This window comes from Postechiella marina (genome assembly GCF_039538365.1).
Taxonomy (GTDB): domain Bacteria; phylum Bacteroidota; class Bacteroidia; order Flavobacteriales; family Flavobacteriaceae; genus Postechiella; species Postechiella marina.
Genome location: NZ_BAABCA010000001.1, coordinates 254,347 through 279,887, shown reverse-complemented (window position 1 = coordinate 279,887; position 25,541 = coordinate 254,347). Strand labels below are relative to the sequence as shown.

Genomic DNA, 25,541 nt, shown 5'->3' with positions numbered 1-25,541 from the left:
TGGTTGTAAAAAATAAAAGATGAAGAATAATTCAAAAATATTACAAGATTTACATGGTAGAGATCATGCGTATCTGCGTATTTCTTTAATAGAACGTTGCAATTTACGATGTACCTACTGTATGCCAGAAGAAGGTGTGAAATTATCTCCTAAAAGTCATTTAATGACCTACGAAGAGATTTTTGAAATCGCTAAAACATTTGTAGACCATGGTGTTACAAAAATTAGATTAACAGGAGGCGAACCTTTAATTAGAAAGGATATTCCAACTATTTTAGAAAAACTAGCAACACTTCCTGTTGAGTTATCCATTACATCGAACGCGGTAATTATTGATAAATTTATTGACATACTAAAAGCCAATGGTGTCAATAAAATTAACGTTAGTTTAGATTCTTTAGATGAAGGAAAATTTAAACATATTACAAGGCGTCACGAATTTAAAAAGGTTTACAACAACATTTTATTACTTGTAAAAGAAGGCTTTACTGTAAAAGTAAATGCTGTTTTAATGAAAGGCTTTAATGAAAATGAAATTATAGATTTCATCAATTTTACTAAAGATTTACCCGTATCTGTACGTTTTATAGAATTTATGCCTTTTGATGGTAATAAATGGGACATGAGTAAAATGGTGTCGTATGCTGAAGTGATGATGTATGTAAATGAAGCGTTCCCAGAAAGCGCTATAGAACGCTTACAAGATGCACCAAACGACACCTCTAAAAACTATAAAATAAAAGGTTACAAAGGTAGTTTTGCCATAATTAGCTCTGTTACCAATCCGTTTTGCGATTCGTGTAATAGACTGCGTTTAACAGCCAATGGACAATTAAAAAATTGCTTATTCTCATCTGGCGAATCAGATTTACTAACAACTTTAAGAGCAGGAGAATCTATAGAACCTGTTATTCAAAAAGCGGTGCAAGCTAAATTTAAAGTTCGCGGTGGCATGGACACCTTAAAAAAATTACAAGAACCCAAACTACATAATAACAATAGAAGTATGATTACTATTGGCGGGTAAAATGCATACCTAAAAAAAAAAAAAAAAAACAGTTAATAACAAGAACACACCACTTACAGCAAAAAAACAGCTATTCAATAATTTATGATTTTTAAGCAGTGCTAAACCTTGTACTTTTATAGGGCTATTAACTTTAACTTAAAAATCACTCTTATGGCTTATTTAAAAAAATACTTTTCAATTTTTTCTTTATTTATATTACTATTTGTTGCTTGTAGTAGCGATAGCAACTCTAACGAAGATGTTGCCAATGCAAAAGGAGTTATAACACTATCGGGAGAAGAAACTTCTATTTTAGGCAATAGTTTAAATGTTGCTAATGCTGTAGAAGGACTTTATCAAACAGGCACAGGCAAATCTGTAACGCTTTTACATAAAAGTATTGGAGTTGATTCTAATGGAGAAATAAACCCTACCGAAGCTAGTTTTACTAATAGTTTTATAATTGTTACCGCTCAATTTGAAAGTGGAGATAACGCATCTGTACATAAAGCAATTTCAATGACTATTATAAAAAATGGTGAAGAGTATCTTTTTACTTGCACTGCTATAGAAGGAGAAAATGTTGATGATGACTGTGGATCAAATTTTCTAGTTGATCAAGAAAACAAAAGAGTTGTTTTTGATAATACAACTGTTATAAATACTGATTCTGGAAAGGTTTTAACCATGGATGGTATAATAACCTGGTAAAAGAAATGACTTAAAAATAAAAAGAGCACTTAAAAACTAGGCTATAGTTTTTAAGTGCTCTTTTTTTAAATCAATTTTTAAATATTCGAAAAAATCTGTTAGGGAAAAAACATTTTTTATAAGCAACCTTTTAAATTTTCTGCTTCTAGCAGGCTTCGAATTATATGCTATTAACTCATCCTTACTATCTAAAATTAAATCAAAAAGAGGGTTAAAATTTAATTTCAGGTTAAAATCTTTAAAATTTATGAATCCTATATATTGTAAATTTATTTTGTTAAAAAAATACCTTACTCCAGCTTTAATTGCTAACCCTTCACCTTTATTAATTTTAATATCAATAATTGTAATATCAGATTCGTTTTCCTCTTTAAGAATTTGCAACTTATCAATAGTACTATCTGTACTACCATTATTTACAAAGCAAAATTTAATATTTTTAGCAACTGCAGATAACTCTTCTATCATCTGCTGATTAAGGTCGGTTTCATTGTTATAACATAGTATTAAAACACCTATTTTCATAATAATTAGAGTTTCTATTAATAAAATTAAACAGTCTCTAATTTACTCTTAACATTTGCATTTACTTTTTTTGTTTTGCCTCTATACACCCAAGCAATTTGGGCTAATTGAAATATAATTTTAACAGAATCTTTCATTGATAATTTAGAACCATCGGCATGTATCCAACGTTTTAAAGGCTGTTCGCAAAGCATTTTTTTTGCTGCACTTAAACCATAATGTTGTGTTACTCTTTTAAATATTTCTACATCAAAAATCCATTGAGTTACAAACTTTTCGCTAAAAGCAACACCTATAACATCTTTATGAAAAATTTTAGCGCCACATTGTGTGTCTTTAAAATCCATTTTTAAAATCTTTCTAATAATAAAGTTAATAGTTAAACTTATTATTTTTCTAGCAGACTCCTTTGTTATGTTTGCTCCCATCCTAGAGATACGAGAACCACTTACTATTTTAAAATCAGAATTTTCGATGGTTTTAACTAAATCATCAAAATCGGCTAAATCTGTAGATAAATCGGCATCAAGAAAACCTATATAATCTAAATCTTCTTTTTCTGCCATATGTAGCATGCCTAAACGTACTGCTTCTGCTTTACCTCCATTTTTTTCACAATCGTAAACCGTAATAAAATCTTCTTTTCCTTTTTGTAAATTATGAAGTACTTCTAGTGTTTTATCCTTACTGCCATCGTTTACAAAACATAAATGGTACCCTGTATGTTTACCTATATAATCTACAAACTCTTTACTAAAAAGTCTTTCTTCCTCATTATAACAAGGTATAACAACACCAACGCAACGTTGCTGTATAACAGCATTACTTGATTTAGCGTTAACATTCTCAACCTCTGGCGCTCCTATTAATCGTTTTACACGAGCACAAATTTCGTTTAAACTTAAGGGTTTTTTCATGTAATCATTAATACCTAAATCGAAGCCTTCTGTAATGGTATCATCTTTAGTATTTCCTGACAAAACCATTATAGGTGTTTGAGATTGTTTTGTATTTCTAATATACCTAACAACATCTAACCCCGAAACACCAGGCATGTTAATATCTACAATAACAATATCAGGATTAAACGATTCGAACAATTCTAAACCTTTAGATGAATCTGTTTCGATTTTCACCTCGTAACCTAACTCTAACAATCTTTTTTCTAACGGAAGTAAAACTAATTGTTGGTCGTCTATTGCTAAAACTTTCATAAGTATGTAATTTAATTAAAATTCTATTTGGGGGCTTATTACTGTCAAATTTAGTTTTAAAGCAGCTTTTAAAAATCTTATTTAGTTCAACCTAACCAGTAGTGTAGACGAATGGTAGATTTCTATAGATAATTTAATTTTTTTTGAATTACGCACAACATAATTCCTTAACCAAGTAATAACGACAAATCTCAAGAAGAAACACTTATGTATAGTATTTTATAAAATTACTAAAGTGAAGAAAAATACTGTATGATATATAAGAAAGTTTTATTTTAGCTAAACACTAATGTTTGCTTAGACAAATAACCATTTGTAAAGAAATACAAAAATTAAATTCGGTTGAGTACCCAAAACAAAAAAAAAACAAATACACTTTTAATTCTAGCTTTAATAGTAGGACTTGCTTTTCATGGTTCTGCCATTTTTTTTACGTTAGAATCTACCTATGATGCTTTAATCCATCTATTTTTTGCAGATCATTATGCTGATAGTTGGTTTGACCCATGGGAATATAGGTGGTATACTGGGTTTACTGTACAATCTTATCCACCGCTAGTGCATCAAGTTATTGGTATACTCTCTTATATTGGTGGCTTAAAATTTGGAATGTACTCGGTTGCCTTAATAGCTATTGTTTTATTTATTACCGGGGCATACCGGTACACTTTATTAATGACCGGTAGCCGAAGAATTGCAGGTTATGGTGCAGTTTTAGCTGTTTTCTCCTCAACTTTTGTAGAGACATTACATATTTTTGGCCAATTGCCTAGTGTAACAGCATTGTCTATTTTACTACATTCCATGACCGAAATTTACTTATGGATTAAAACGGGTAAAATGCGATATTTTTTAACCTCGGTATCTATGCTTGCTGTTACCGTAACATCGCACCATGTAACACCTCTTTTTGGTATGGTATTTTTTATAGCGCCTTTAATTGGTATGGCTGTTATGGATGCCTCTAGAGAAAAAGTTAAAAGAAATAGAGACCTTACCTTTAAAGTATTCTGGAACACAACATTACAACATTTTTGGCGTATCGTTAAATTTGGTTTTTCTGCTATATTTTTACTTGTATTCTGTATTTTTCCTTACTGGTACAATTCGAAAAGAAACCCTATTACACAAGTAGCAATACCACATGGATCTAGAGATAATTTTTTAGAGGTTACATCTTCTGGTCTTGTGTTTTTTGTAATTCCCTGGGGTATATTCTTATTTGTTTTACCTTATTTTTTCTATAGATATTTTAGCAAGCGCTATATTTTCTTTGGGCTATCTTTTACCCTTTTAACCATTTTAGGAACGGGAGGTACAACGCCTATTCCGCTTATGATGCTAGGCGAAATGGCCTTCAACATCCTTACTCTAGATAGATTTACCCTTTGGGCAACTATTATGGCACTACCCATATTCGCAGAGTTTGCATACAGAATGGTTGAAGGAGATTTAAAAACACTTGTTCAAGAAAAATTTGGTGGTGTATACCATCGCGTTTTAGGAGGACTAATTGCTGGAGGCATGTTATTTATGGTCCTTTTTACCATGACTTTAGGTTATTTTAGGCCCTCGCAACCTGCAAAAATAAAAATGTTACCTATTGTGAATTTTCTTGGGGCAGATTCGCATGATTCATGGCGCTATCTACCATTAGGTTTTGGCGATCAAATGGCATGGCTATCAGCACAAACAAATGCAATGACGGTAGATGGTAATTACCATTCTGCAAGGCGATTACCCGAGCTAACAACACGAGCCATAGAGCGTATAGAAAACTCAAAATTTAGAGGTGTAGAAGGTATAGGCTCGTTACAACAATTTTTAACTGTACCAGAAAAGTATAATTTAAAATACATATTCTCTAACGATAAATTTTACGACCCCATACTCTATTACTGTGGCTGGCAACGATTGCAGCAATTAGAAAATGGTATTATGGTTTGGGAAAAACTAAATGTTGCCCCTATCCCGCAAATTATGCCCAAACAAGATGTACCTACCATAATGAAAATTATGTGGGGTATTATTCCTATTTCTACTGTACTTATTGCCTTTTTTATAAACATTCAAATGCTTTGGGTAAGGTTATTAAAATCTAAAAAACTAGAAGAGCATTCTTTTATGAAATTAAAATTGCCCTATAACAAATTCCCTTCAAAACTTTTAATGTTCTCGCATTGGTGGGCATTGGTTGTTCTTATTTGTTTAGGTTATGGCATGTATATATTTTACGTAAAAAATGTTGCTCAACTATCTCCAAATAACGTGGTTGAATCTTACTACGATGCCTTAGATTTTAAAGAGTTTACTAGAGCACATTCTTATTTAGATCCCGATAGCAATATAGATATAGCACAATACATGCTTGAAGTATCTGTTACCGATGGTATTTTAAGTTCTTACGCAAAAATGGATTCTTTAGGCATAGAAATTTACGACCAAACCAAAAATAGTGCTAAGGCAAAAGTGGCAACTAGGTGGATAACGCCTTTAGAAAACATTTTTTCTAACGATTACCATGAGCTTGTTAAAATAGATAATAAATGGTATATAAAACCATCCAAGTTTGATAACGATATTCCGCCAGACCAGCTATTTACAGCAAACGGAACAACATTTTACAACCATGGTAGACGAAAAATAACAACTCAAGAAACCTACCACGAAGATGTTTTAAAACAACCTGTTTTAGAAATTCTATCGGCAAAACTTGTAAAATACAAAGGACAATATAGCGTTATAGGAGAGCTGCAAAATGTTGATAATACCCCAGCAGATGTTGTAATAAAGGCAACTCTTTATAATGATGACAATAAAGAATTGGCAAATTATAACGCCAAACACCAAATGAAGCATAAATTAATGCCTAAAGAAACAACCGCTTTTAAAATTAATTTTGAAGGTATAGCGTGGTCTTCTACTAAAGACACATTACCACCTACTTTTGATCCTGATCAATTTACACCTGTTAGCTTTGAAGAGCAACCAACTAAATTTAATTTACAATCTGCAGGAAACACCGCAAATACAGATTTATACAAACATGTTGCTTTACAAAATTTAGAATATACAGAACAAGGCTTTAATGGTGTTTTATTTAATTCTGGTGTGCAAGAAGTTACCATTCCACAACTAATTATTTCTTATTATGATGATAAAAGTAATTTACTTTGGGTAGATCATAAATTTGTGACCGAAGGTGTGCGCATACAACGCAAACAATTTTTTAATTACAAACCTTTAGACCTTGATAGTTTAGAAATTATAAACAGTAGCCTTAAAAATTGCTTTGTAAATGGTTTACCCAACCAAGCCATTGCAGATAAAATTTTCCCTAACCGAAAAACAGTACATGGCCAACAACAAACCCAACCATTTAAAGGTAAAGGATTTGACTATTTAAAATTTGAAATAAATAGTTATATAGGTAATCCAAAATAATATGCGATTTATAGTAATATTTATATTGAGTCTCTTTTTAATAAGTTGCTCTTCTAAAAATGAAGAGACGCAGCCTCTACTAATAACACCCCAAATTGAGCTTAAAACTTCGCAAACTAAATACACCGCTGGAGACAGTATTTCACTGCGTTTTAAAACCAATAGTGTATCAAAAAATATTAAATTACAAGTAAAAAATGCTTATGGTAGCACACTATTATCACCCATAAAAAACAGTGGTAATCAAATTTTGTTTAAGTTACCTGTAAATTATACAAGGCTTGCAGGCCCTTGTAGATGGAAACTAATTAACCATGGCAAAGCTTTGCTAAAAGGAAAACTAGATATTGCAACAAACGAACCCATTGCCACTCACCTAGAATCTTATTTTGGACCTCGAAGTGTTACTGCTGGTTATAACGATTATTCGATGCTTACGGTTTCTCCAACCGATGTTTACGACAACCCTTTAAACGATGGTACACAGATTACCGTAAAATATCAGTTTTTAGAAAAAATTAGCGAACTACAAATTAAAACACAAAGCTTTTTTGCTTTTTATAATGTACGCTCTACAACCAAGTCTGGCAGAATATTGGTAACGTCTGAATGTAATGGAACCACATCCAAAGAACTTGCTACAATAGTGTACCCAAGTAATGCCACCAACTTTAAAATATCTGCTTCTAGCGCTCACAACTATGCTGATGGGAATCAAATACTAACTCTTAAATCGGATATTATTCGAGATGAATTTGGAAACCAAGTAAGCAACGGTACACTAGTAACTTTTATTATTAAAAACCAAAACAACGCACACCTCTATACCATTGGTACTACTTTAAATGGCATTGTTGAGGCGAGAACTTTACATCCAGACCAAGCCTCAAAATGGAAAATTCAAGCTTTTGTAACAGGAGCAGCAGAAAGTAATATTATAAGTTACAATTTTGAATCTGCCATAAAAGATTATCCCGTGTATTTTTCTAAAGGCAATAGAAATATTGACATAGGTCCGTTTGAAAGCTTTATGAAACAATTAATACCAGATGGTCTACTTTTACAGTTAGATATTTACGATAAAACCGGTAAATTTATAGAAACAAAAAAAACAACCTCTAAAAATGGGACTTGTAATATTTTTTTAGGCGAATATTTTCTTCCAGAAGGTGAATATATTTTAAAACTAAAAGCAGCAGGAATAACTAAGGAGTTTACAAAACATATACATGACAATTAAATTAAACAAAACATTATATAGAGTAATTATATTAGTCACTTTTATAGCTGTAAATGCCTTAATTATTTTTGGCATAAGTGCTGCATGGGCTTTTATGAATACGGGAGCCGATAAAACATCGATGCTCCATTTAGAAGTACCCATGGAAGATGTTTACAAACCCAGCTTAACCTGGACCAATTTACAAAACCCAGGCAGACCAATGGAAAAACAAGCATTAGGCGAAATTACAAACGATTACATGAACGCTTGGCATGTTCGAAATATTGCATACAAAAAAAACGATCGTTATGGTATTGAAGACTTTTATACCGATAGTGCAAGAGTAAGATTGTATGATAACATAGATTTAAATATAAAGAAAAAACAGTGGTATAAACGTACTACATTAAACCACAATTCGTCTCTCGATTTTTACACCGCCGATGGTACAATGGTTGTTTTTAAAGATCATAATGTTGAAGAATATCAAGAAGTATATGAAGGCGAAAAATTATTATTTGCCGAAAAAGATACCACAAGCTATCAAGTTATGATGTTGCTAGAAGACGGTTTTTGGCGCATTAGACATTTAAAAGAAATTACAACTCCTGTAGATACTACTAAAGCTAAATCTCGAAAAATAGATAAACAACTCGCTAAAATTAAAAATTTAAGAGGCCTAAATTACTACCCTAAAGATTCGCCTTGGGATACTTTTGGTAAAAAGTTTAACGATACCATTATAAATAATGATTTTAAGATTATTAAAAAAATGGGACTTAACACCATTAGAATATTTATACAATACGAAGATTTTGGTAAACATAGTGTAAAAGGCAAAAAATTAGACTTATTAAAAAACACCCTTGATTTAGCTAAAGAAAACAATCTAGATGTACTTATTACGCTTTTTGATTTTTATGGAGATTACGATGTTTCGAACTGGACTTTAACACATCGCCATGCTGAAACTCTAGTAAATGCAGTAAAAGACCACCCTGCTCTTTTAGGTTGGGATATTAAAAATGAGCCAGATTTAGACTTTGAATCTAGAGGAAAACAACGTGTTTTAGCTTGGCTAGATCAAATGCTAATTAATATAAAAAAATGGGACAAAAACCACCCTGTAACCATTGGATGGTCTTCTCCAGAGGCTGGTGTTGAATTATTAAATCAAGTAGATTTTGTATCGTATCACTATTATAGAGATATTGATAAATTTCTTGAAGCTCATAAAATTTTAACTAAACAAGTAAAAAACAAACCTATATTATTACAAGAGTATGGTATTTCTTCATATAAAGGATTTTGGAAACCCTTTGGAACAAACGAAGAAGATCAAGCCGAGTTTCATAAATACACGCAAGAAGTTTTTACCGAGAACAACATTCCCTTTATGTTTTGGACTTTATATGATTTTGGAGAAATACCAAAGGAAGTCGTTGGTAGACTTCCTTGGCGTAAAAATGTTCAAAAACATTTTGGTTTTATTTCAAAAGACGGTAAAGAAAAAGCAGCTTTTAAATATATTTCTAAGAAATAACGCTATTTACTTCTTCTGTTTTAGATATGCCTTTACTTATTATAATACGTTCAAAAGTATCTATATAGATATCTGCTATTTTAGACATAGGAAATGCTGTAGCTGCCTTATAATTATAGGTTCCTAATTGTATTCTATAGTCGTCGTTAGTTACAATAGCTTCAATCGCGCTAGCTAAACTATCTACAGAGGTTGGCTCGAAAAATTCGCCTCTATACCCTTCATCTTTAACTAGTAATGCTAAATCGCCTAAATCTGGCATTACCACTGCTTTACCATAGCTTCCTGCTTGGTGTAATACTCCAGAACTACCTGTTGTAGATGTGTAAGGAAAAACAACCACTGCACTTTCGTTAAATAACGTAGGTACTTCAAACTCTTCTACATAACCTGTAAAACGTACTTGTGGTACATCTTTATAATCTTCTTGTACTTTAGCTAAATAACCAGGTACATTAGGGTTGTCTGTTCCTGCAATAACAACCTCTAGATCTAAACCTGTAGATTGTCTTACTTTAACAACAGCCTCAATCATAGACTCTACTTTTTTGTACGTACCAAACTTTCCAAAGGTCATTACTTGCATAGGCTCTTTGGGTATGCGATATTTTGGTTCTTCTGGTATCTCAAAAGTACCATGAGGTATTAATTTTACATTCTTAGCATTATATTTCTTTTCAAGAATGTTTACATATTTTTCCATGGTTAATGCCACAGTATCTGCTTGTAAAATTAAACGTGTTAATGTTGTACCTATAAAACCATATAGTTTTTGCATTATTTTGTTTGATGTAAAACCTGCAGATCCTAAATCTACTTCTTCTAGAATATTGTGTAATAAAACAATATTTGGTATTCTTTTTAATTTACATACCATTGGCAACATTAAGCCTAAAGCTGCAGCTATTTTTTTATCTCCAAATTTCATAAATTGAAGATTAAATAAAACAGCATCTGGCTTAGTTATATTCATCGCTTTTGTTACACTAAAAATATTTGTATAACTATTAAAAGACCAACACTCTTTTACTGTAATTTTACAACCAGCTTCAGTAAACTCTAAATCTTTTTTACCTTCCGTTTTATCTGTCAATAATATTAATTCAGTAATGTTTTCCTTTTGTCTAAACTGTTTTACCAAATGGTAAGCATATTCGTTTAAGGTTACTTTGCTTGGTGGGTAGGCTGTTACTATTGCTAATTTCATAATTAAATGGGGTTTAATAATAATACAAATTTGGGTTTTACATCTCTAAAAACTAGAGATACTTAGGTTAAACAGCAATTACTATAGACGAATGGCATATTACTTTAGATTAAGCTTTTTCTTATTACTTAATTTTAAATCTATTACAAACCATGTTATTTGAATACATAATAATAAAGCCATAGCTACTATTTGCATGTGCACTACTTGTTCTAGGCTATCGTGGTAGAAAACAACTAGTCCCATTTGCAGCATACCAAATACCCCAGAAATTATAACAGGAATATATTTATCTAAAGACAAATAGTAATAAGCAAAGATGTTAGACACTGCAAACATGCCAGTAGCAAGCGCATACTTCCATAATAACGGAGCCATAGCCAAATAACTATCTCCAAATAAAATGGTAATCATTGTTTCTGGTAAAATGGCACATGCCAATACAATAACACTAGCAATTAAAGCAATGTAAATAACGTATTTAAATAAAATAGGAGCTGTAGATTTCCCTTCTTTATTAAGCTGAACAACTGTTGGCAATAATAGCATAACAAACATCCAAGCTATAAAATAGACAATACGACCTATTAAGGCCAACGATGCATATAAGCCAGCTTCGTAAGATTCAAAATAATGCTTAACTAAAAGAATATCACTATTATTTATAATAATTTGAGTAAGCTCGTAAAAAGCTGTAAGTACAAAAAAGTTTGTTATTTTTTTGCTGTGTGCTTTATCTAAAAACGTTTTTTTAAAAGAAACATGCTTTGCTTTAAATGGTAGTAAGCCAAAACCAAAAGAAATTAAAATACCAATAGCTATAACTACCGAAGATTGAATATTAAATAAAAAGATAAGTCCCAAAGTAATTATCAACCTACTTAACATTTCGCTTTGGTAAGTTATAGAGAGCGATTTAAACTCTTTTTTACCTTGAAAAATACCTCGGTTAACACTCATTAAAAAATATAAAGGCACACCAATACCAAATATTACAAACATACTAGATGTAGAGGTGTTAAAAACAAGCTGCAACTGTTTAGCAAACACAACTATAAGTATACCACATAAAAGGCCAACAATACTTGCTCTTTTATAAACTCTAGATATGAAATTTGTAAACACATTGGCTTCAAAAATTACAGAAAACTTTGCAGTAACTAATTGAAACGTCATAGCTACAAAAGATAAAACCAATAAAAAAGTAATAAGAACAGCAGCATCTGCAAATTGTTCTGGCCCTAATAACCTACCAAGAATAAGGTTATATAAATAATTACCACCATTTACAGCTAAAACACTAAGCATAAACAATTGCTCTGGAGTAATTTTTCTTGTTTTTAGTATAGATAAAACTTGCATAACTTTCTTATTCATTAGTTATTCATTAGTTATATATTAAGCTAATACAGGTATTTTTAATGCTCTATATATATCCTTTCTACCTCTACCTGTAATTTTAAATTCTAGATTGTAAACAAGTGTTCTTTTATAAATTTTATATAAAGCTAATAGTCCGCTAGTATCGATTTTGGTAACCGCCTCCATATTAATAACCAAAGGCTTTTTGTTATTTAAAATGGTAAGTAAGTGGTTTCTAAATGCTTCAGATGTAGAAGAATTAATACATCCTTTAAAAAATAAGGTTCCGTTTTCATTAGTAATAATTAATGCCATAATTTCAAATATTTAGGGGTTTATTGTCACAAATATCTTTCATGTATCAGCGAAATCCCATTAAATTTCGATGAATAAACATTTTCTGTAGACGAATGATTTAAATTGATTGCTTAACTTGCACTAGCTAAAAATAACAAATGATGCCCAAATCTTATTTATTTCTGTTTTTCGTCTTTTTTACATCTATTGGTTTTTCTCAAGACATGAAAGAAGGCTTTACCTATCTTGAAACCGGCAAATACGATAAAGCCGAAACCTTTTTTGAAAACATTTTAAAAGAACAACCAAAAAACAAAACCGCACGTTTATGCTATGGGCGTGCTATTGGTTTAAATGGCCAACCAGAAAAAGCATATAAACTGTTTACAAATTTATTAAATGACTATAGTGACGATTTTGAAGTAAAACTAAACTACGGAGAATCTTTACTTTGGAATAAAAATTTTCCCGAAGCCAAAATATATTTTAAAGGTTTAATAACCGAAGATCCTAAAAGTTTTGCTGCTCTTTTAAGCTATGCCAATACGCTCTCTAATTTAAAAGAATACGACGAAGCTTTAAAACATGTAAACATAGCTTTAGAGGTTTCTCCTGGCAATCCAAATGCTTTAACCTCTAAAAAATATATGTATTTAGGCTATGCATACCAAAAACAACAAGAGCAAAAATATGATGAAGCAGAAACATTTTTAAAAGAAAACTTAAAACTCTTTAAAAATGATAAAGACACCTTACTAAACCTTGCTAACCTATATTTAATATCTAACCAATTAGAAAAAGCAAAAAACACTTATAATATTTTAAAAGAAAACCCCAAAAATATGCTAACTGCTTTAAACGGTTTAGCTTTAGTATCTCACTTAGGAGGTAAAGAGAAAGATGCATTAAATACAAGTAAAACAGCTTACGATTCTTTAAAAAAAGATACCAACCCGGTTTTAACACAGCAAACTACAGAGCGTTATGTACAGGCCTTAATTTGGAATAAAAAATTTAAAAATGCACAAATTATTATAGATAACCTTATTAAAGAAAAACCAAACGAAAATTGGATTTTATCTTTGCGTGCGACTCTAAATATTTACAGAAGTGAATTTAAAAAGAGTGTTACAGATTATAACCAAATATTAAAAAACCAAGAAAGCTCTTTTGATGGTAACTTAGGAAAAGCAAATGCCATGAAAGCTTTAGGCTTTTATAATAAAGCATACCAATCTGCAGAGAACACCTTAACCTTTTATGATAACCAAAAAGATGCTTCTAATTTTATAAAAGAACTAAACACCACCTTTACTCCATTTTACGAAGGCAAAGCCTCTTATACTTTTGATAATGGTAAAAACGAAGCTTACTCATTACAAAATAGTGCTGAGTTTCCTTTATCTACCAAGTTTAAACTTTTTGGCAGTTATAATTATAGAACTACAAACAACTCTGTTACTAAAAACAAAGCAACCTCTAACGATTTATCGGTAGGTTTGTCTTATCAATTATTAAACAACATAACCTTTAAAGGTACTGTTGGAGTAACCTCTGCTAAAGCAGAGACAGATGATTATACGCAACTTTTAACAGATTTATCTTTTAGCATAAAACCACTTAAACTACAATCTCTAGATATTGGTTACAAACGAGAAATACAAAGCTTTAATGCAGATTTATTAGATCGAGAAATTGTACAAAATAACCTATATGCGAACTACAATGTTAGTACAAATTTTAATTTAGGTTGGTTTACACAGTATTTTTATACTTGGCAAAACGACGATAATGGAAGAAATTTATTATTTACATCTTTATACTATAATATTTTAAGTAAACCGTCTTTAAAAGCGGGGTTAAATTACCAATACATTACGTTTAAAAACCAAGTACCAAGTATCTACTTTAGTCCAGAAAAGTTTAATGCTGGCGAAATATTTGTAAATCTAATAAAAGACGAAGCTGTAACTAAACCAAAAGAATGGTTTTATGAACTAACCGCAGCTACTGGTTTACAGTATATAGAAGACGACAGCAGCCAAAGTACATATAGAATTCAAGCTAAATTGGGGCATAAGTTTTCAGATCGTTGTTTAGCTAATTTATTTGGTACCCGAAGTAATATAGCATCTGCAACTGCTGCTGGTTTTACTTTTACAGAAATAGGCATTCGTTTTAAATGGTATTTATTTAAAAAGCCTTTTTTTAGAGAATAATACAGCTATAAAAACACGTTAAATATAAAAGGATTAATACTATCGAATAGATAATATTAATCCTTTTACGTTTTACAGAGAAATGCTCTTTTATGTAAATAAGGTAACTCATTCAAAAAATACATGCTTTATTTTTAATAATGAAACTGGCAGTCTCATTATTTATAGTTTTATTTTAATCTACTAAGCATTTTCACTTTTCTTTTCTATAGCAATCTGACTAATCACTTTTACTTTTAATACCTCTTATACACATGCAATAGTTCCTTAATAGGTGGACTGATTAGATAAGTTTTATTTTATGCTAAAGACAACTATATTCTTTTGCTCAGTATAATCACTATCTATTTTTAAAACTGATAACATAGCACTTACATTTGGTTTTACTTTAATTTACCTCTATTTCTATTACTAATTAAACAGCAACTATGACTACCATTAAGTTTAGTTATATATGATGCTTATTGGTTTTATTCTAAAAGAATTACAGACTACTTTACTTAAAACAAAAATAAACAAAGTACCTAATCTTTTCATTATTTATTTTACTCGCACATAGCATAAAACAAAATAGCATATTAAAACAGTTATTTTAACTCCATTATTACTTTACAAAGTAACATTCAACACAAAACACATTGCTTAAGTTTATAACAAAAAAAAGGCAAAAGATTTCTCTTTTACCCTTTTTAATCGCTATTAATCAACCTTATTTAATAAGTAATTTTAAAGTATCGTAATCTACATTATCGCTAGTTATTTTACAGAAATACAATCCGGAGCTTATGTCTCCTTTTTCTATTTGTATTTCGTTTTTACCATAAACAGCGTTATAATTTAGGGTCTTAACCACTTTCCCTAATTGATTATAAACTACTAACTCTATTTCTTCTGGGTTTGTTGACGTAAATTGAATACTTGCCGAAGATGTCATTGGGTTTGGCACCGCAGCTATAGTACTTAAAGATTGTCCGTCTACAACTTCTATAGAAAGAGAAGCATTTTTAGAAAAACTAATATCGTTTAAATCCATTTCTTTAACCACCGATCCGCTTTGCGAAATCATAGTAAACACAATAGTAACTACATCATCTAACACTAACGGATTGCCACTAGTTGCTGTAAAATCGTCGAAAGGAATTGCAAAAGATTGCATCGTTTCTGTTAATGCTAATGTTGTTTTATACTGGTCTTCCCAAGCCTCAATACTTTCTCTTACAAACGTTATTTGTAAATCTCCTGTACCTTTTGCTTTAAGTTTAAAGAAGTCAAACTCAGTTAAATCTACAGGCTTAAATCTTGGCGTTAAAGCTCTATAAGCTGCAACATAATCGCTTGTAGTAGCTTTTAAATATACGTTTCGCTCTACAGGAAAATCTTCAGAATCAAAAGCTCCTTCGTTTGGTGTTATATTATAATTATCAACTGTTGTACTAGCTGGATAGTCATCGTAACCCCATGGACCATCAGATAAAAATAAATCGTCTGGAGTAGCAACACCGTCACCAATTCTAAAACCAATATCAAATAAGTTTCCGGTCTCTACTTCTACATTAGTTATATAATTTCCATTTAATTCTATAATAGAAGTAATACTATTTTCTGCACTCGTTTCTGTTTCTCTTAATCCTGCTGTTAAGGCTACACTCTCTGTTCTGTTTGTATTTACTATTTGCAAATCTAATTTACCATTACTATACTTACCTTCTTTTACAAAAACCGTTGGAGGTCTTGAGTTATCGTAAGCATCAATAGTTTTTTCTACTTTTAACAAAGTAACAAGCTCATCTGCCAAATTATATAAGGCATCAATAGAATTAGCCCAAATTTGATAGTTATAAAAATCTACATTCGCTTCGTACTTATCTATATTCCAATGGCTTTCAATTGAGAAATCGGCATCGTTATTCACTGTTTTAATAGCTAAACTAAGTACGTATTCTGTACCACCTTCAGCATTTTTTATAATCGACTTTATAAAACTCTGTTCGTGTATATCTATGGTTGATACAGAAAGTATTTTTGCTCCTAACAACCTATCGCATATAAATTTAGTATGCTCGTATACACCATTTTCTGTTTTTAATGCTAAGATAGATGCTATAGAAATATCGTCTTTCATATAATCTACAGAATAAACTTCTGTAGCATTAGTAATTGCTAACAAATCTGAAGGTGTAGATTCCACTACATAATCTTCGTTAATAACCTCTAAAGGCACAAAATCTTTTAATTCATAAGCAGAACTAGTTCCTTTTGCTGTTTTAGAGCTTTTTCGGGCATAGTTTTTAGACTTTTTAACACGTTTTGCTTTTCCTGCATTAAACTTATAACTGGCTTTTGCTCTAATAAAATTTCTTTTATTAATTTGCTCAGATAGTCTGTTATTACTTTCTAATCCACCATCATTTGCACCAGAAGTAGACATTTGTATTACTGGGCAAGATGCATAACCAGAACACGAAGGGTCTTCGCAATCTACTAAACCATCGCCATCATCATCTATACCGTTATCGCATATTTCTTGTGGTACTGGCGCTGTTGGACAACGTGCACCATCGTTACTAGAACTAGATGGGCCAAAAGCAAAAAGATTAGATTCTATGATTGATATACCATCTAAATCTTGAACATTTTGAATTACATATATAGTTCCTGTTTGGTTTGCAGACACATAAAACCTACCTGAAGCATCAAAATAAACAGCTCCAAATGTGTAATTTAATCCTGATAAAATAGGCACAACACCTAAAGGACTTACATTACCTGTGTCTGGATCTATTCTATACAATATATTTGTTTTCTTTTCTACAGCATATAAATTACCATCAACAGCATTAAAAGCCCAATCGTGTATAGACATACTCTTTGATAGTGTTTCTGTTGAAATATATTTACCATAATTGGCAGAAGCTGGATCTACATCAATTTTATAATAACTTGCTCCTCCTCCTTTCAAATAATATATACCATCTGAGTTAATATCTCCAATATACCTACCACTAGTAGACAGTTCATCTATATAAAATGTGGTTGTTTCAAAGTTTTTACCAATACGTACTATGGTTTTGGATGGTGTAGATAAAGACCCCCAGATATATCCATCTGCAGGATTATATGCTGCTGCATTAATACTACCAGGTGTTACATTTTCTGCAACCATATAGGCATTACCAGAGGCTAAATCTATGGCATAAACATCGTTATACTGAAATAAGTAAGCATTGTAGTCGCAATTAAATGGAACTGATTGTGCTTTTAACTCTTCATTTAAAATAAAAAATGAGACTAAGGTTAAGCAAAATTTGAAATAACAAGTAATTTTTTTCATGACTTTGGGGGATTTTAATACTGTAAAATTAGTATACTTTTTCCCTTCTGGAGATTTACTCGATTAATACGAAATCTCTAAAGTCAAATTGTAGATAAGTGTAGACGAACGGTAAAATGGGTGTAAAACAAATTCACTATTATTCCTACAAATTCTTATAATTTTAGTTTATACAGACAAAACAATTGATTTTACAGCTAAAAACCACAAAACCAACTTAAAAAGTAAGAATATATTTCAATAAAATTAAAGCAAATTTAAGCGCTTCATTAGTTCTGGTCTATTAGAGCGACTTACAGGTATAACATCTTTTTTAATTAATACGCTATTATCTTCTATATCAATAATTTTTCTGATATTTATAATATAAGACCTGTGTACTTTTAAAAAAAGATCGTGAGGCAATTTATCTTCTATCTTTTTTAATGTAGAATGTACGGTGTAGTTTTGAGTCTCTGTTTTTACATTAATATAATCTCCTTTAGCTTCAATTAAATAAATATTAGGTATATCTATTTTTATAAGACGTCTATCTATATTAACATACAAGTGATTATCTGACGTGGTTTCTACACTTTCTGTAGTTTCTTTAGGCTCTGGAACCGAGATCACAGATTCTGCCTTATCTATTGCTTTTTTAAATCGCTCTAGGCTTATTGGCTTTACTAAGTAATCTACTATACAACTGTACTCGAAAGCTTGTATTGCAGCACTAGGATCGGAGGTTGTAAGAATTATTTTTGGAGCTCTTTTTAGTGTATCTATAAAATCGAAACCAGTAAAATCTGGCATGTGTATATCCAAGAATATTAAATCTATCTCGTTTTGATTTAAATATTTTATCGCTTGTATGGCATTTGGAAATTCTTCAACAACATTAAGGCTTTGAAAATTTGAACATAACTGGGCAATAATAGCTCTAGCTGTTCCTTCATCATCTATAATTATACAATTCATCTATAATAACTTTGTAAAATAATAAGCTAAGACGAATACTACTACGTTTATAACTAATTTATAACCAGTTACAACTCGTTTAAATAATTTTGCATTAAATTTAATATCGATTCAAATTCCTCTTTAAGACTAATATCTCCATCAAATAAATCGTTTTCAAAAGCTGTAGCAGTATCATAACTCTTTTCAAGTCCTAAAATACTAATTTTATGCTTAAGTTTGTGAACATTTTCTGCCATAAGTTTAAAATTATCAGAATTACTGTTTTCTCGATAAGTTTTAACCTCTTCTGGGAATTCTTTTTTTACAATATCTATAATTTTTTTTTCGAAGGATTTATCGCCTCCAGACATGCTTTCTATATATGATAAATTAGGCTGTTCCATTAATATTTTTTTTTAGTGTGAAATAAAAAGTAGATCCCACTCCTAATTTAGATTCTACCCATATATCGCCTTCATATAAATTTACTATTTTTTTTACTATAGATAAACCTATCCCAGATGATTCTGTATTATTCTCTAATTTATTAAAAGTTTTAAAAATCTTTTTATGGTAATCTTCTTTAATACCTTTACCGTTATCTTCTATATAAAACTCCCATAAATCATTTTTATCTCGTACACCTACGTTTATAATACCTTTAGATTTATCGTTATAATTAATGGCGTTTGTAAGAAGGTTATTAAAAATTTGATGTAGCCTGTACTTTTCTCCGCTAACAACAGGCAAACTATCTTTTACTTGTATTTTTATGTGATCTGGCACCGAAATTTCTTCTAAAACATCGCCAATAACATTATTAAGGTTTACTTTGTAAAATTCTATTTCGTTTTTATTAATAGTAGAATACTCTAATATTCCCTTAATTAATAAATCCATTTTTTTAACATTACTTTTTATAAGCCTTAAATTTTCTTTACCATTGGCGTCTAGTACATCTTCATAATCTAAATTTAACCATGTTGTTAAACTTTCTATACCACGCAAAGGTGTTTTTAAATCGTGAGATACCATATGGGCATAATCACTTAATTCTTGATTTTGATAAGCAAGCTCTCCCAACATTTTTTCGCGTTGCTTATTCATTTCTACAATTTCTTTGGTTTGATTGTCAATAAACTCAACAAGTTTTAAACCGTCTAACTCTAGGTTTTCTATTGTTTCATGCTCTGGTAAATCGTAAAACTTTAAAGTTTCGATAACACGCTGTAATTTATCTATTACTTTTTGTTGGGCATCTGCCTCTTCTCTTAACTGTTTATTGGCTTCAAATAATTCTTCAGAGCTAATTGTCATGGCGCGTTGTTGCATTACAAATTGCTCATCAAAATTTGTATAAGACTTATCTATAGCCTCTAGAAACTTTTCTAGGTCTTTGTTTGATGCTAACTCATCACTTAAATATTTTCGTATTTGTCTTTTTAAAAGTGAATTCATTATTCGCTTATTAGCGTTATCGTCATGGTTTGGTTGTGTAATTGGCAATTAACTTCTCCATGAAAAGGAGCTATTTCTCCGTAAGAATAAAATCCGCATATGGTAGTTTCTTTTCCTACTACAGCAACAACTTCTTCTACTTCTTCTTCTACACGTTGATCTAAAACTAATTTTCGTCCTATACAACTTACTAGCATAGCCAACTCGGGTTTATTTTCTCTTAATTCTAAGGCTTGTTTTGCAGCACGCTCTGATGCATTTGCAATATGATCGACATTAGTCATCATTAATTGCACTTTAGAATTTACAGGCATATCTCCTGCTAAAATCATAGAGTTTTCTTCTTCATTAATATTTAGAATACTTCTTACTATGGATTGATTCTGTTCTGTAGATTTTACATTTAAAGGATATAACAAAGCTGCTCCTGGTAATTCTTTAGATTTATCTCCTAAATATTTTTTATATAAATCTAGAGCTGGCAAATTATCCAACTCATAAAGTATATTTCCTTCAGATTTAGTTACAATACGTTCTGGACCAAAAGGTGTCCAACCGCCATGAATAGAGAACGTTGCTTCTAAAGTTTCGCCATAAAAAGCTATAGCAACAATTTCTCCTTGTTTGGGGTTTTCGTTGTAAGACGCTACTGTTTTTTCAAAACGGGCTGCATCTCCACAAAGTCCTCCGGTAATTAATGTATTATCTTTAATAGCAGAGTTCATCCCTTTTGTTAATTGACTACCATTAATAAAACTACCTTCTGACACTACAAAAACAAACTTAAGGCCATCTTTGTTAAACGCATTTACTAAGTCTGCACCAGTTTTATAACTATCTAAATCTGTATTTAATACGTTACTCGTATTTATAACAAATTTACTTTTCTCGAACTCTATTGCAGTAACAGAAATGCTATTCTCGTCTACAGAGTTGCCTATAATATCTGCACAGGTAGACCCAAAAATAATATGTCCATCTGGAAATTGCTTTTTAACATCTTCATAAACAGTATCATCTTCTAATAAAATTCTGTTTCCAAAAACAAGTACTAACGGTTCTTTTAATTCTGTTTTTGGAGATATAAAAGACCATTCTTCATTTTTATGTTTTTTTAATTGGACAATTTTCATTTATTTCTTTTTTATTGTGAAAAAAAACGTTGTTCCTTCATTAATGGTACTTTCTAGCCAAACTTTACCTTCGTAATAATCTACTATTTTTTTAACTATAGAAAGGCCAATTCCTGCAGACGTAGATGTATTATCTAGTCTTTCAAAGGTTTTAAAAATTTTATTAAAATAAACTTTGTCAATGCCTATTCCATTATCTTTAACGTAAAATTGCCAAACATCGTCTAATTCTTGATGCCCTATTTCTATATTACCGTTTTCTTTATCGTTAAATGCAACCGCATTATTAATTAGGTTTTGAAATAATTGATGCACACGAGATTTGTCTGCCTTAATTGTTGGCAAGTTGTCTTTTACATTAACTTTTATATTTTCTGGTATAGAAACGGTTTTTAAAACATCGTCTAAAACACTAGCTACTTTTACATCGTAAGTATTTGCATCGCCTTTATTAATTGTAGAATACTCTAAAATACCTACAACTAAATCTTCCATTTTCTGTACGTTATTTCTAATTAACTTAATCGTTTGTTTTCCTTTATCATCTAACTTAGACTCATAATCTTCTTTTAACCAAGATGTTAAGGTATCTATATTTCTTAAAGGCGATTTTAAATCGTGAGACACCATATGTGCATAATCGCTTAGCTCTTCGTTCTGAATTCTTAAACTAGCCAATAATGCTTCTCGCTGGCTATTCATATCAATAATATCTTTTGTTTGCTTATTAATATGCTCTATAAGTTCTGAACTGCTAGACATGGCTTGCTGTACAGTAACTATCTGTTCGTCGTAGCTAGTATATGTATTCTCTATTGTGTTAAAAAACGGTAATAAGTCACTATTATCCTCATAGTTTTCTCCAAAGAAGTCTATGAGTTGCTTTTTTAATAATGGATTCATTGTTTTAACCGATTGCATATTGTATAACTACGTCTCTTAACTTTTGTTTACTTATTAATATCTTTAGAAATTGTAAAGTAAAATGTTGTTCCTTTTGTAGGCTCACTCTCTAACCAAATTTCTCCATTATGTAATTCTACTATCTTTTGTACTATAGATAAGCCTATACCAGTAGAATCTTTACGTTTATTTAAAGAATGAAATACTTTAAAAATTTTATCGTGAAACTTCTTTTCTATGCCTATACCATTATCTTTTATAGAGAACTGATAATAAATACCTAAATCTTTTACAGATATATCGATAAGTCCTTTTTCTTTATCTATAAACTTAATTGCATTACTTATTAAATTTTGAAATAATTGTTGAAGCTTGGTTTTAACACCATAAATACTTGGTAAAGGCTCCAGTATATTTATGCTAACATGCTCTGGCACGTATAAAATATCTATTAAACCATTAACTAAATCGTTTAAATTAACATCGGCTTTTTCTGAATCGTCAAACCCAACACTAGAATACTCTAAAATATCAGATATTAACTGCTCCATTTTTTCTAGAGTTGTATCTATTAAATCGAAATTTTGCAAACTAGTTTCGTCTAGTTTCTCCTTGTTATCTGCTTTAATCCAACTTACTAATGCATTTATACTTCGTAATGGCGATTTTAAATCGTGAGATACAATATGTGCATACTCCTGTAAACTATCGTTGCTACTTTCTAGTTTATTAAGTAGGTTTTCTTTTTGTAATTGTAAATTTTTAAAATCTGTAATATCAAAATTTACACCTATAGAGCCAATAACTTCGCCATTTAAATTATAATTTGGAGCACCACTTACTAGCCAGTACCTTATCTCTCCTGCTTTATTTTTTATTCTTAATTCGTAAGAGTCTGTTCTACCCTTTTTTCTTTCTTTAACTTTTTTGTTTACTAATTTTACATCATCTTTTACAGGTAAAATATCTTTGCCTTTTGCACCTATAAGTTCTTCTTTAGTATAGCCAGTCATGTCTGCAAAACTTTGATTAACTAATAGAATATTATCATTCAAATCTAGCTCTGCCATACCTAAGTTCATGTTAGCAATTATATTTTGATATTTTTGCTTTTGAAACTCTAAACTTTTACTATAATTTCTTTGTAAAGTAACATCTTTGTAACTCCACATGTGTCCTTTATACTCTTCGCCATTAAAAATAGGAACAAAATCTCTTTCAAAAATTCTTCCGTCTAGTGTTTGAAACTCTTCATTCCTAACTAACACCTTATTCTTTACTGCCAATTCTACGCTTTTAACAAAACGTTCTGGATCTTTAAATAGCACCTTATTTTTTTCTCCTGCTAAAGAACAATCGTCTCCTTTTTCTATATTAGCCTTTGCAGATTTTAAAAAGAAGTTACTAAAGGCATCATTAATTAAAACCATTTTGCGATTTTCGTCTTCAACTAAAATACCAGAATCTAAATTCTTCAAAAGATCTTCTAATCGCTTTTCTGATTGAATTAACTTTCCTGCTGCTTCCTTCTCCATTGTAATATCTCTTACAATACCTTGAGCAGCAACAGCAATATCGCCATCGTAAATAATACTGGCGTTAATATGAGCTAAAAAACGTTTATTTCTCTTAGTTATTATATTAACCTCAAAATCTGTTATGGCTCCTTCTTTAAATAGTTTTTTAAACGAATTTTGTACTAGCTCTGCATCCCTTGGATCTACAATGTCTAATAAATTGTAATCTTCTTTGGCGTCATCAAAATCAAGTAAACCTACTGCAGCATCATTCATTTTAAGAATATTGCCAAATAGGTCTATAATAACATAAGAATCTATAATGTTTTCAAAAACACCTTGTAATTGCGAATCTGTTTTGTTTAATAAGGTTTCGAGTTCTGTATTAGATTCTGATAATTTTTTATTAACCTCGTACAACTCAGAAGATTTAGCTTCGAGAATTTTTTCGGCCTCTTTTCTAGCTGCTTTTTCTCGAGCTAATGCCCTAGTTAAAATATCTATTTTGTCTTGACTCATTTAGTTTTTATTGATAATAAACTTAACTTTTGTTCCTTGATCATTTAATTTTTCGAGCTCTATAGTAGCTGTAGCATTAAAATGTTCAAATGTTTTGTTCATTAATCCCAAACCAAAATGATGCATTGCCCTACTCGACTTGTAAATCATAACGAGAGATTTTTCTGATTTTTCAAGAACTTCAAAAGTTGGCAGTTCTGCATCTGGATATATTTTTCTTACTTCTATATGTATGTGATTTTCTATTGAAGCCAACATCTCTATTGGGTCTTTATAAGTTGCTAAAAGACCAGGGTAACTACGCTCTATAACACTAAAAAAATGTTCTGCGTACACTAATAATAAATTATCAATAGAAATTCCTGTATTAGCACTTAAATGCTGCAATAATTGCAACATCTCAGAAAAACTATAAGTACCTACCGCTGTGTAAACACCTCCAGAATCTAAAGTTGAGCTTGTAATAATATTATCTACCATTTCAAGACCAAACTTATCTTCTACTAAATCTAAAAACTCAGTAAATACAATACCTTTCATCTATACCCTTTTTAATTCGTTAATACTCCAATAGTCCAAAACCTTTTCTATTTTAACCATATAGTCTTCGTATTTTAAAGGCTTTAAAACATAACCAGCAATTCCTATTTTATAACATTCTAATAAATCTCTTTGATTATTAGAAGTCGTTAAAATAATAGTGGGAATATATTTTAAAACATCGTCATTTTTTAAAATAGTTAAGAATTCTATACCGTTTATTTTTGGCATATTCAAATCTAATAAAATTACGTCAGGTAATTCGTCTTTTTTCTGTAAAAAAGCTAAGGCTTCTTCACCATTATTTGCTTCGGTAATATTGTGCTTGAGAGTTAGCGATGAAACAGTCCTGTTAAATTTCATTACTTCAATCATGTCGTCTTCTATTAAAAGAACATTAAGTTTTTTTTCCATGAGTACCATTTTGAATGTATAAAATTAGTATAAT

The 25,541-nt window shown here is 30.6% G+C and carries 20 protein-coding genes; 6 read left to right on the top strand and 14 right to left on the bottom strand.

Annotated features, from left to right (window positions below; translation table 11 throughout):
• The first annotated feature begins 19 nt into the window (after positions 1–19).
• Both moaA and ABD715_RS01125 read left to right on the top strand, forming a co-directional pair.
• Positions 20–1,027 (top strand): GTP 3',8-cyclase MoaA, encoded by a 1,008-nt coding sequence (moaA, locus tag ABD715_RS01130; RefSeq protein ID WP_344786098.1) that lies wholly within the window; start codon positions 20–22, stop codon positions 1,025–1,027.
• 153 nt (positions 1,028–1,180) lie between these two features.
• A complete protein-coding gene (locus ABD715_RS01125) occupies positions 1,181–1,720 on the top strand; it encodes a hypothetical protein (protein ID WP_344786096.1) in 540 nt (179 codons plus the stop codon).
• Positions 1,721–1,756: 36 nt separating this feature from the next.
• Here ABD715_RS01125 and ABD715_RS01120 read toward each other — a convergent pair whose 3' ends face one another.
• Together ABD715_RS01120 and ABD715_RS01115 are read right to left on the bottom strand one after the other, a co-directional pair.
• Entirely contained in the window at positions 1,757–2,245 is a 489-nt protein-coding gene (locus ABD715_RS01120; protein WP_344786094.1) for a glycosyltransferase, read from the bottom strand.
• 26 nt (positions 2,246–2,271) lie between these two features.
• Entirely contained in the window at positions 2,272–3,459 is a 1,188-nt protein-coding gene (locus tag ABD715_RS01115; protein ID WP_344786092.1) for a response regulator, read from the bottom strand.
• Positions 3,460–3,801: 342 nt separating this feature from the next.
• Between ABD715_RS01115 and ABD715_RS01110 the strand changes: the two genes are divergently transcribed.
• The 3 genes from ABD715_RS01110 to ABD715_RS01100 are packed head-to-tail and all read left to right on the top strand — an operon-like array spanning position 3,802 to position 9,668.
• Complete coding sequence (locus ABD715_RS01110; protein ID WP_344786090.1) at positions 3,802–6,903, top strand: hypothetical protein; 3,102 nt, start codon at positions 3,802–3,804, stop codon at positions 6,901–6,903.
• 1 nt (position 6,904) lies between these two features.
• Complete coding sequence (locus ABD715_RS01105; RefSeq protein WP_344786088.1) at positions 6,905–8,143, top strand: hypothetical protein; 1,239 nt, start codon at positions 6,905–6,907, stop codon at positions 8,141–8,143.
• Entirely contained in the window at positions 8,133–9,668 is a 1,536-nt protein-coding gene (locus ABD715_RS01100; RefSeq protein ID WP_344786086.1) for a glycoside hydrolase family 2 TIM barrel-domain containing protein, read from the top strand. The genes ABD715_RS01105 and ABD715_RS01100 overlap by 11 nt, the downstream gene beginning before the upstream one ends.
• Here ABD715_RS01100 and ABD715_RS01095 read toward each other — a convergent pair.
• The 3 genes from ABD715_RS01095 to ABD715_RS01085 all read right to left on the bottom strand — a co-directional run bounded on the left by ABD715_RS01095 (position 9,658) and on the right by ABD715_RS01085 (position 12,552).
• Positions 9,658–10,875, bottom strand: a complete 1,218-nt coding sequence (locus ABD715_RS01095) for a glycosyltransferase (RefSeq protein ID WP_344786084.1) — start codon at positions 10,873–10,875, stop codon at positions 9,658–9,660. The genes ABD715_RS01100 and ABD715_RS01095 overlap by 11 nt on opposite strands.
• A 99-nt stretch (positions 10,876–10,974) precedes the next feature.
• Positions 10,975–12,237, bottom strand: a complete 1,263-nt coding sequence (locus ABD715_RS01090) for an oligosaccharide flippase family protein (protein WP_344786743.1) — start codon at positions 12,235–12,237, stop codon at positions 10,975–10,977.
• 36 nt (positions 12,238–12,273) lie between these two features.
• Positions 12,274–12,552, bottom strand: a complete 279-nt coding sequence (locus tag ABD715_RS01085; RefSeq protein ID WP_344786082.1) for an STAS domain-containing protein — start codon at positions 12,550–12,552, stop codon at positions 12,274–12,276.
• 143 nt (positions 12,553–12,695) lie between these two features.
• Between ABD715_RS01085 and ABD715_RS01080 the strand changes: the two genes are divergently transcribed.
• On the top strand, positions 12,696–14,753 hold the full coding sequence (locus tag ABD715_RS01080; protein ID WP_344786742.1) for a tetratricopeptide repeat protein: 2,058 nt from the start codon (positions 12,696–12,698) through the stop codon (positions 14,751–14,753).
• Between the two features lie 709 nt (positions 14,754–15,462).
• Here ABD715_RS01080 and ABD715_RS01075 read toward each other — a convergent pair.
• The 9 genes from ABD715_RS01075 to ABD715_RS01035 all read right to left on the bottom strand — a co-directional run bounded on the left by ABD715_RS01075 (position 15,463) and on the right by ABD715_RS01035 (position 25,507).
• On the bottom strand, positions 15,463–18,084 hold the full coding sequence (locus tag ABD715_RS01075; protein WP_344786080.1) for a DUF6923 family protein: 2,622 nt from the start codon (positions 18,082–18,084) through the stop codon (positions 15,463–15,465).
• A 246-nt stretch (positions 18,085–18,330) separates the two neighbouring features.
• Entirely contained in the window at positions 18,331–19,041 is a 711-nt protein-coding gene (locus ABD715_RS01070; RefSeq protein WP_344786078.1) for a LytR/AlgR family response regulator transcription factor, read from the bottom strand.
• Between the two features lie 68 nt (positions 19,042–19,109).
• A complete protein-coding gene (locus tag ABD715_RS01065) occupies positions 19,110–19,427 on the bottom strand; it encodes an Hpt domain-containing protein (protein ID WP_344786076.1) in 318 nt (105 codons plus the stop codon).
• Positions 19,414–20,481, bottom strand: a complete 1,068-nt coding sequence (locus tag ABD715_RS01060) for a sensor histidine kinase (protein WP_344786074.1) — start codon at positions 20,479–20,481, stop codon at positions 19,414–19,416. The genes ABD715_RS01065 and ABD715_RS01060 overlap by 14 nt, the downstream gene beginning before the upstream one ends.
• Entirely contained in the window at positions 20,481–21,614 is a 1,134-nt protein-coding gene (locus tag ABD715_RS01055; RefSeq protein WP_344786072.1) for an FIST signal transduction protein, read from the bottom strand. The genes ABD715_RS01060 and ABD715_RS01055 overlap by 1 nt, the downstream gene beginning before the upstream one ends.
• Entirely contained in the window at positions 21,615–22,517 is a 903-nt protein-coding gene (locus tag ABD715_RS01050) for a sensor histidine kinase (RefSeq protein ID WP_344786070.1), read from the bottom strand.
• 47 nt (positions 22,518–22,564) lie between these two features.
• Positions 22,565–24,553, bottom strand: a complete 1,989-nt coding sequence (locus ABD715_RS01045; protein WP_344786068.1) for a PAS domain-containing sensor histidine kinase — start codon at positions 24,551–24,553, stop codon at positions 22,565–22,567.
• Positions 24,554–25,093 carry a heme NO-binding domain-containing protein gene (locus ABD715_RS01040; RefSeq protein WP_344786066.1) on the bottom strand — a complete coding sequence of 180 codons (540 nt, stop codon included), beginning with the start codon at positions 25,091–25,093 and terminating at the stop codon, positions 24,554–24,556.
• A complete protein-coding gene (locus ABD715_RS01035; protein ID WP_344786064.1) occupies positions 25,094–25,507 on the bottom strand; it encodes a response regulator in 414 nt (137 codons plus the stop codon).
• Between the last annotated feature and the right edge of the window lie 34 nt (positions 25,508–25,541).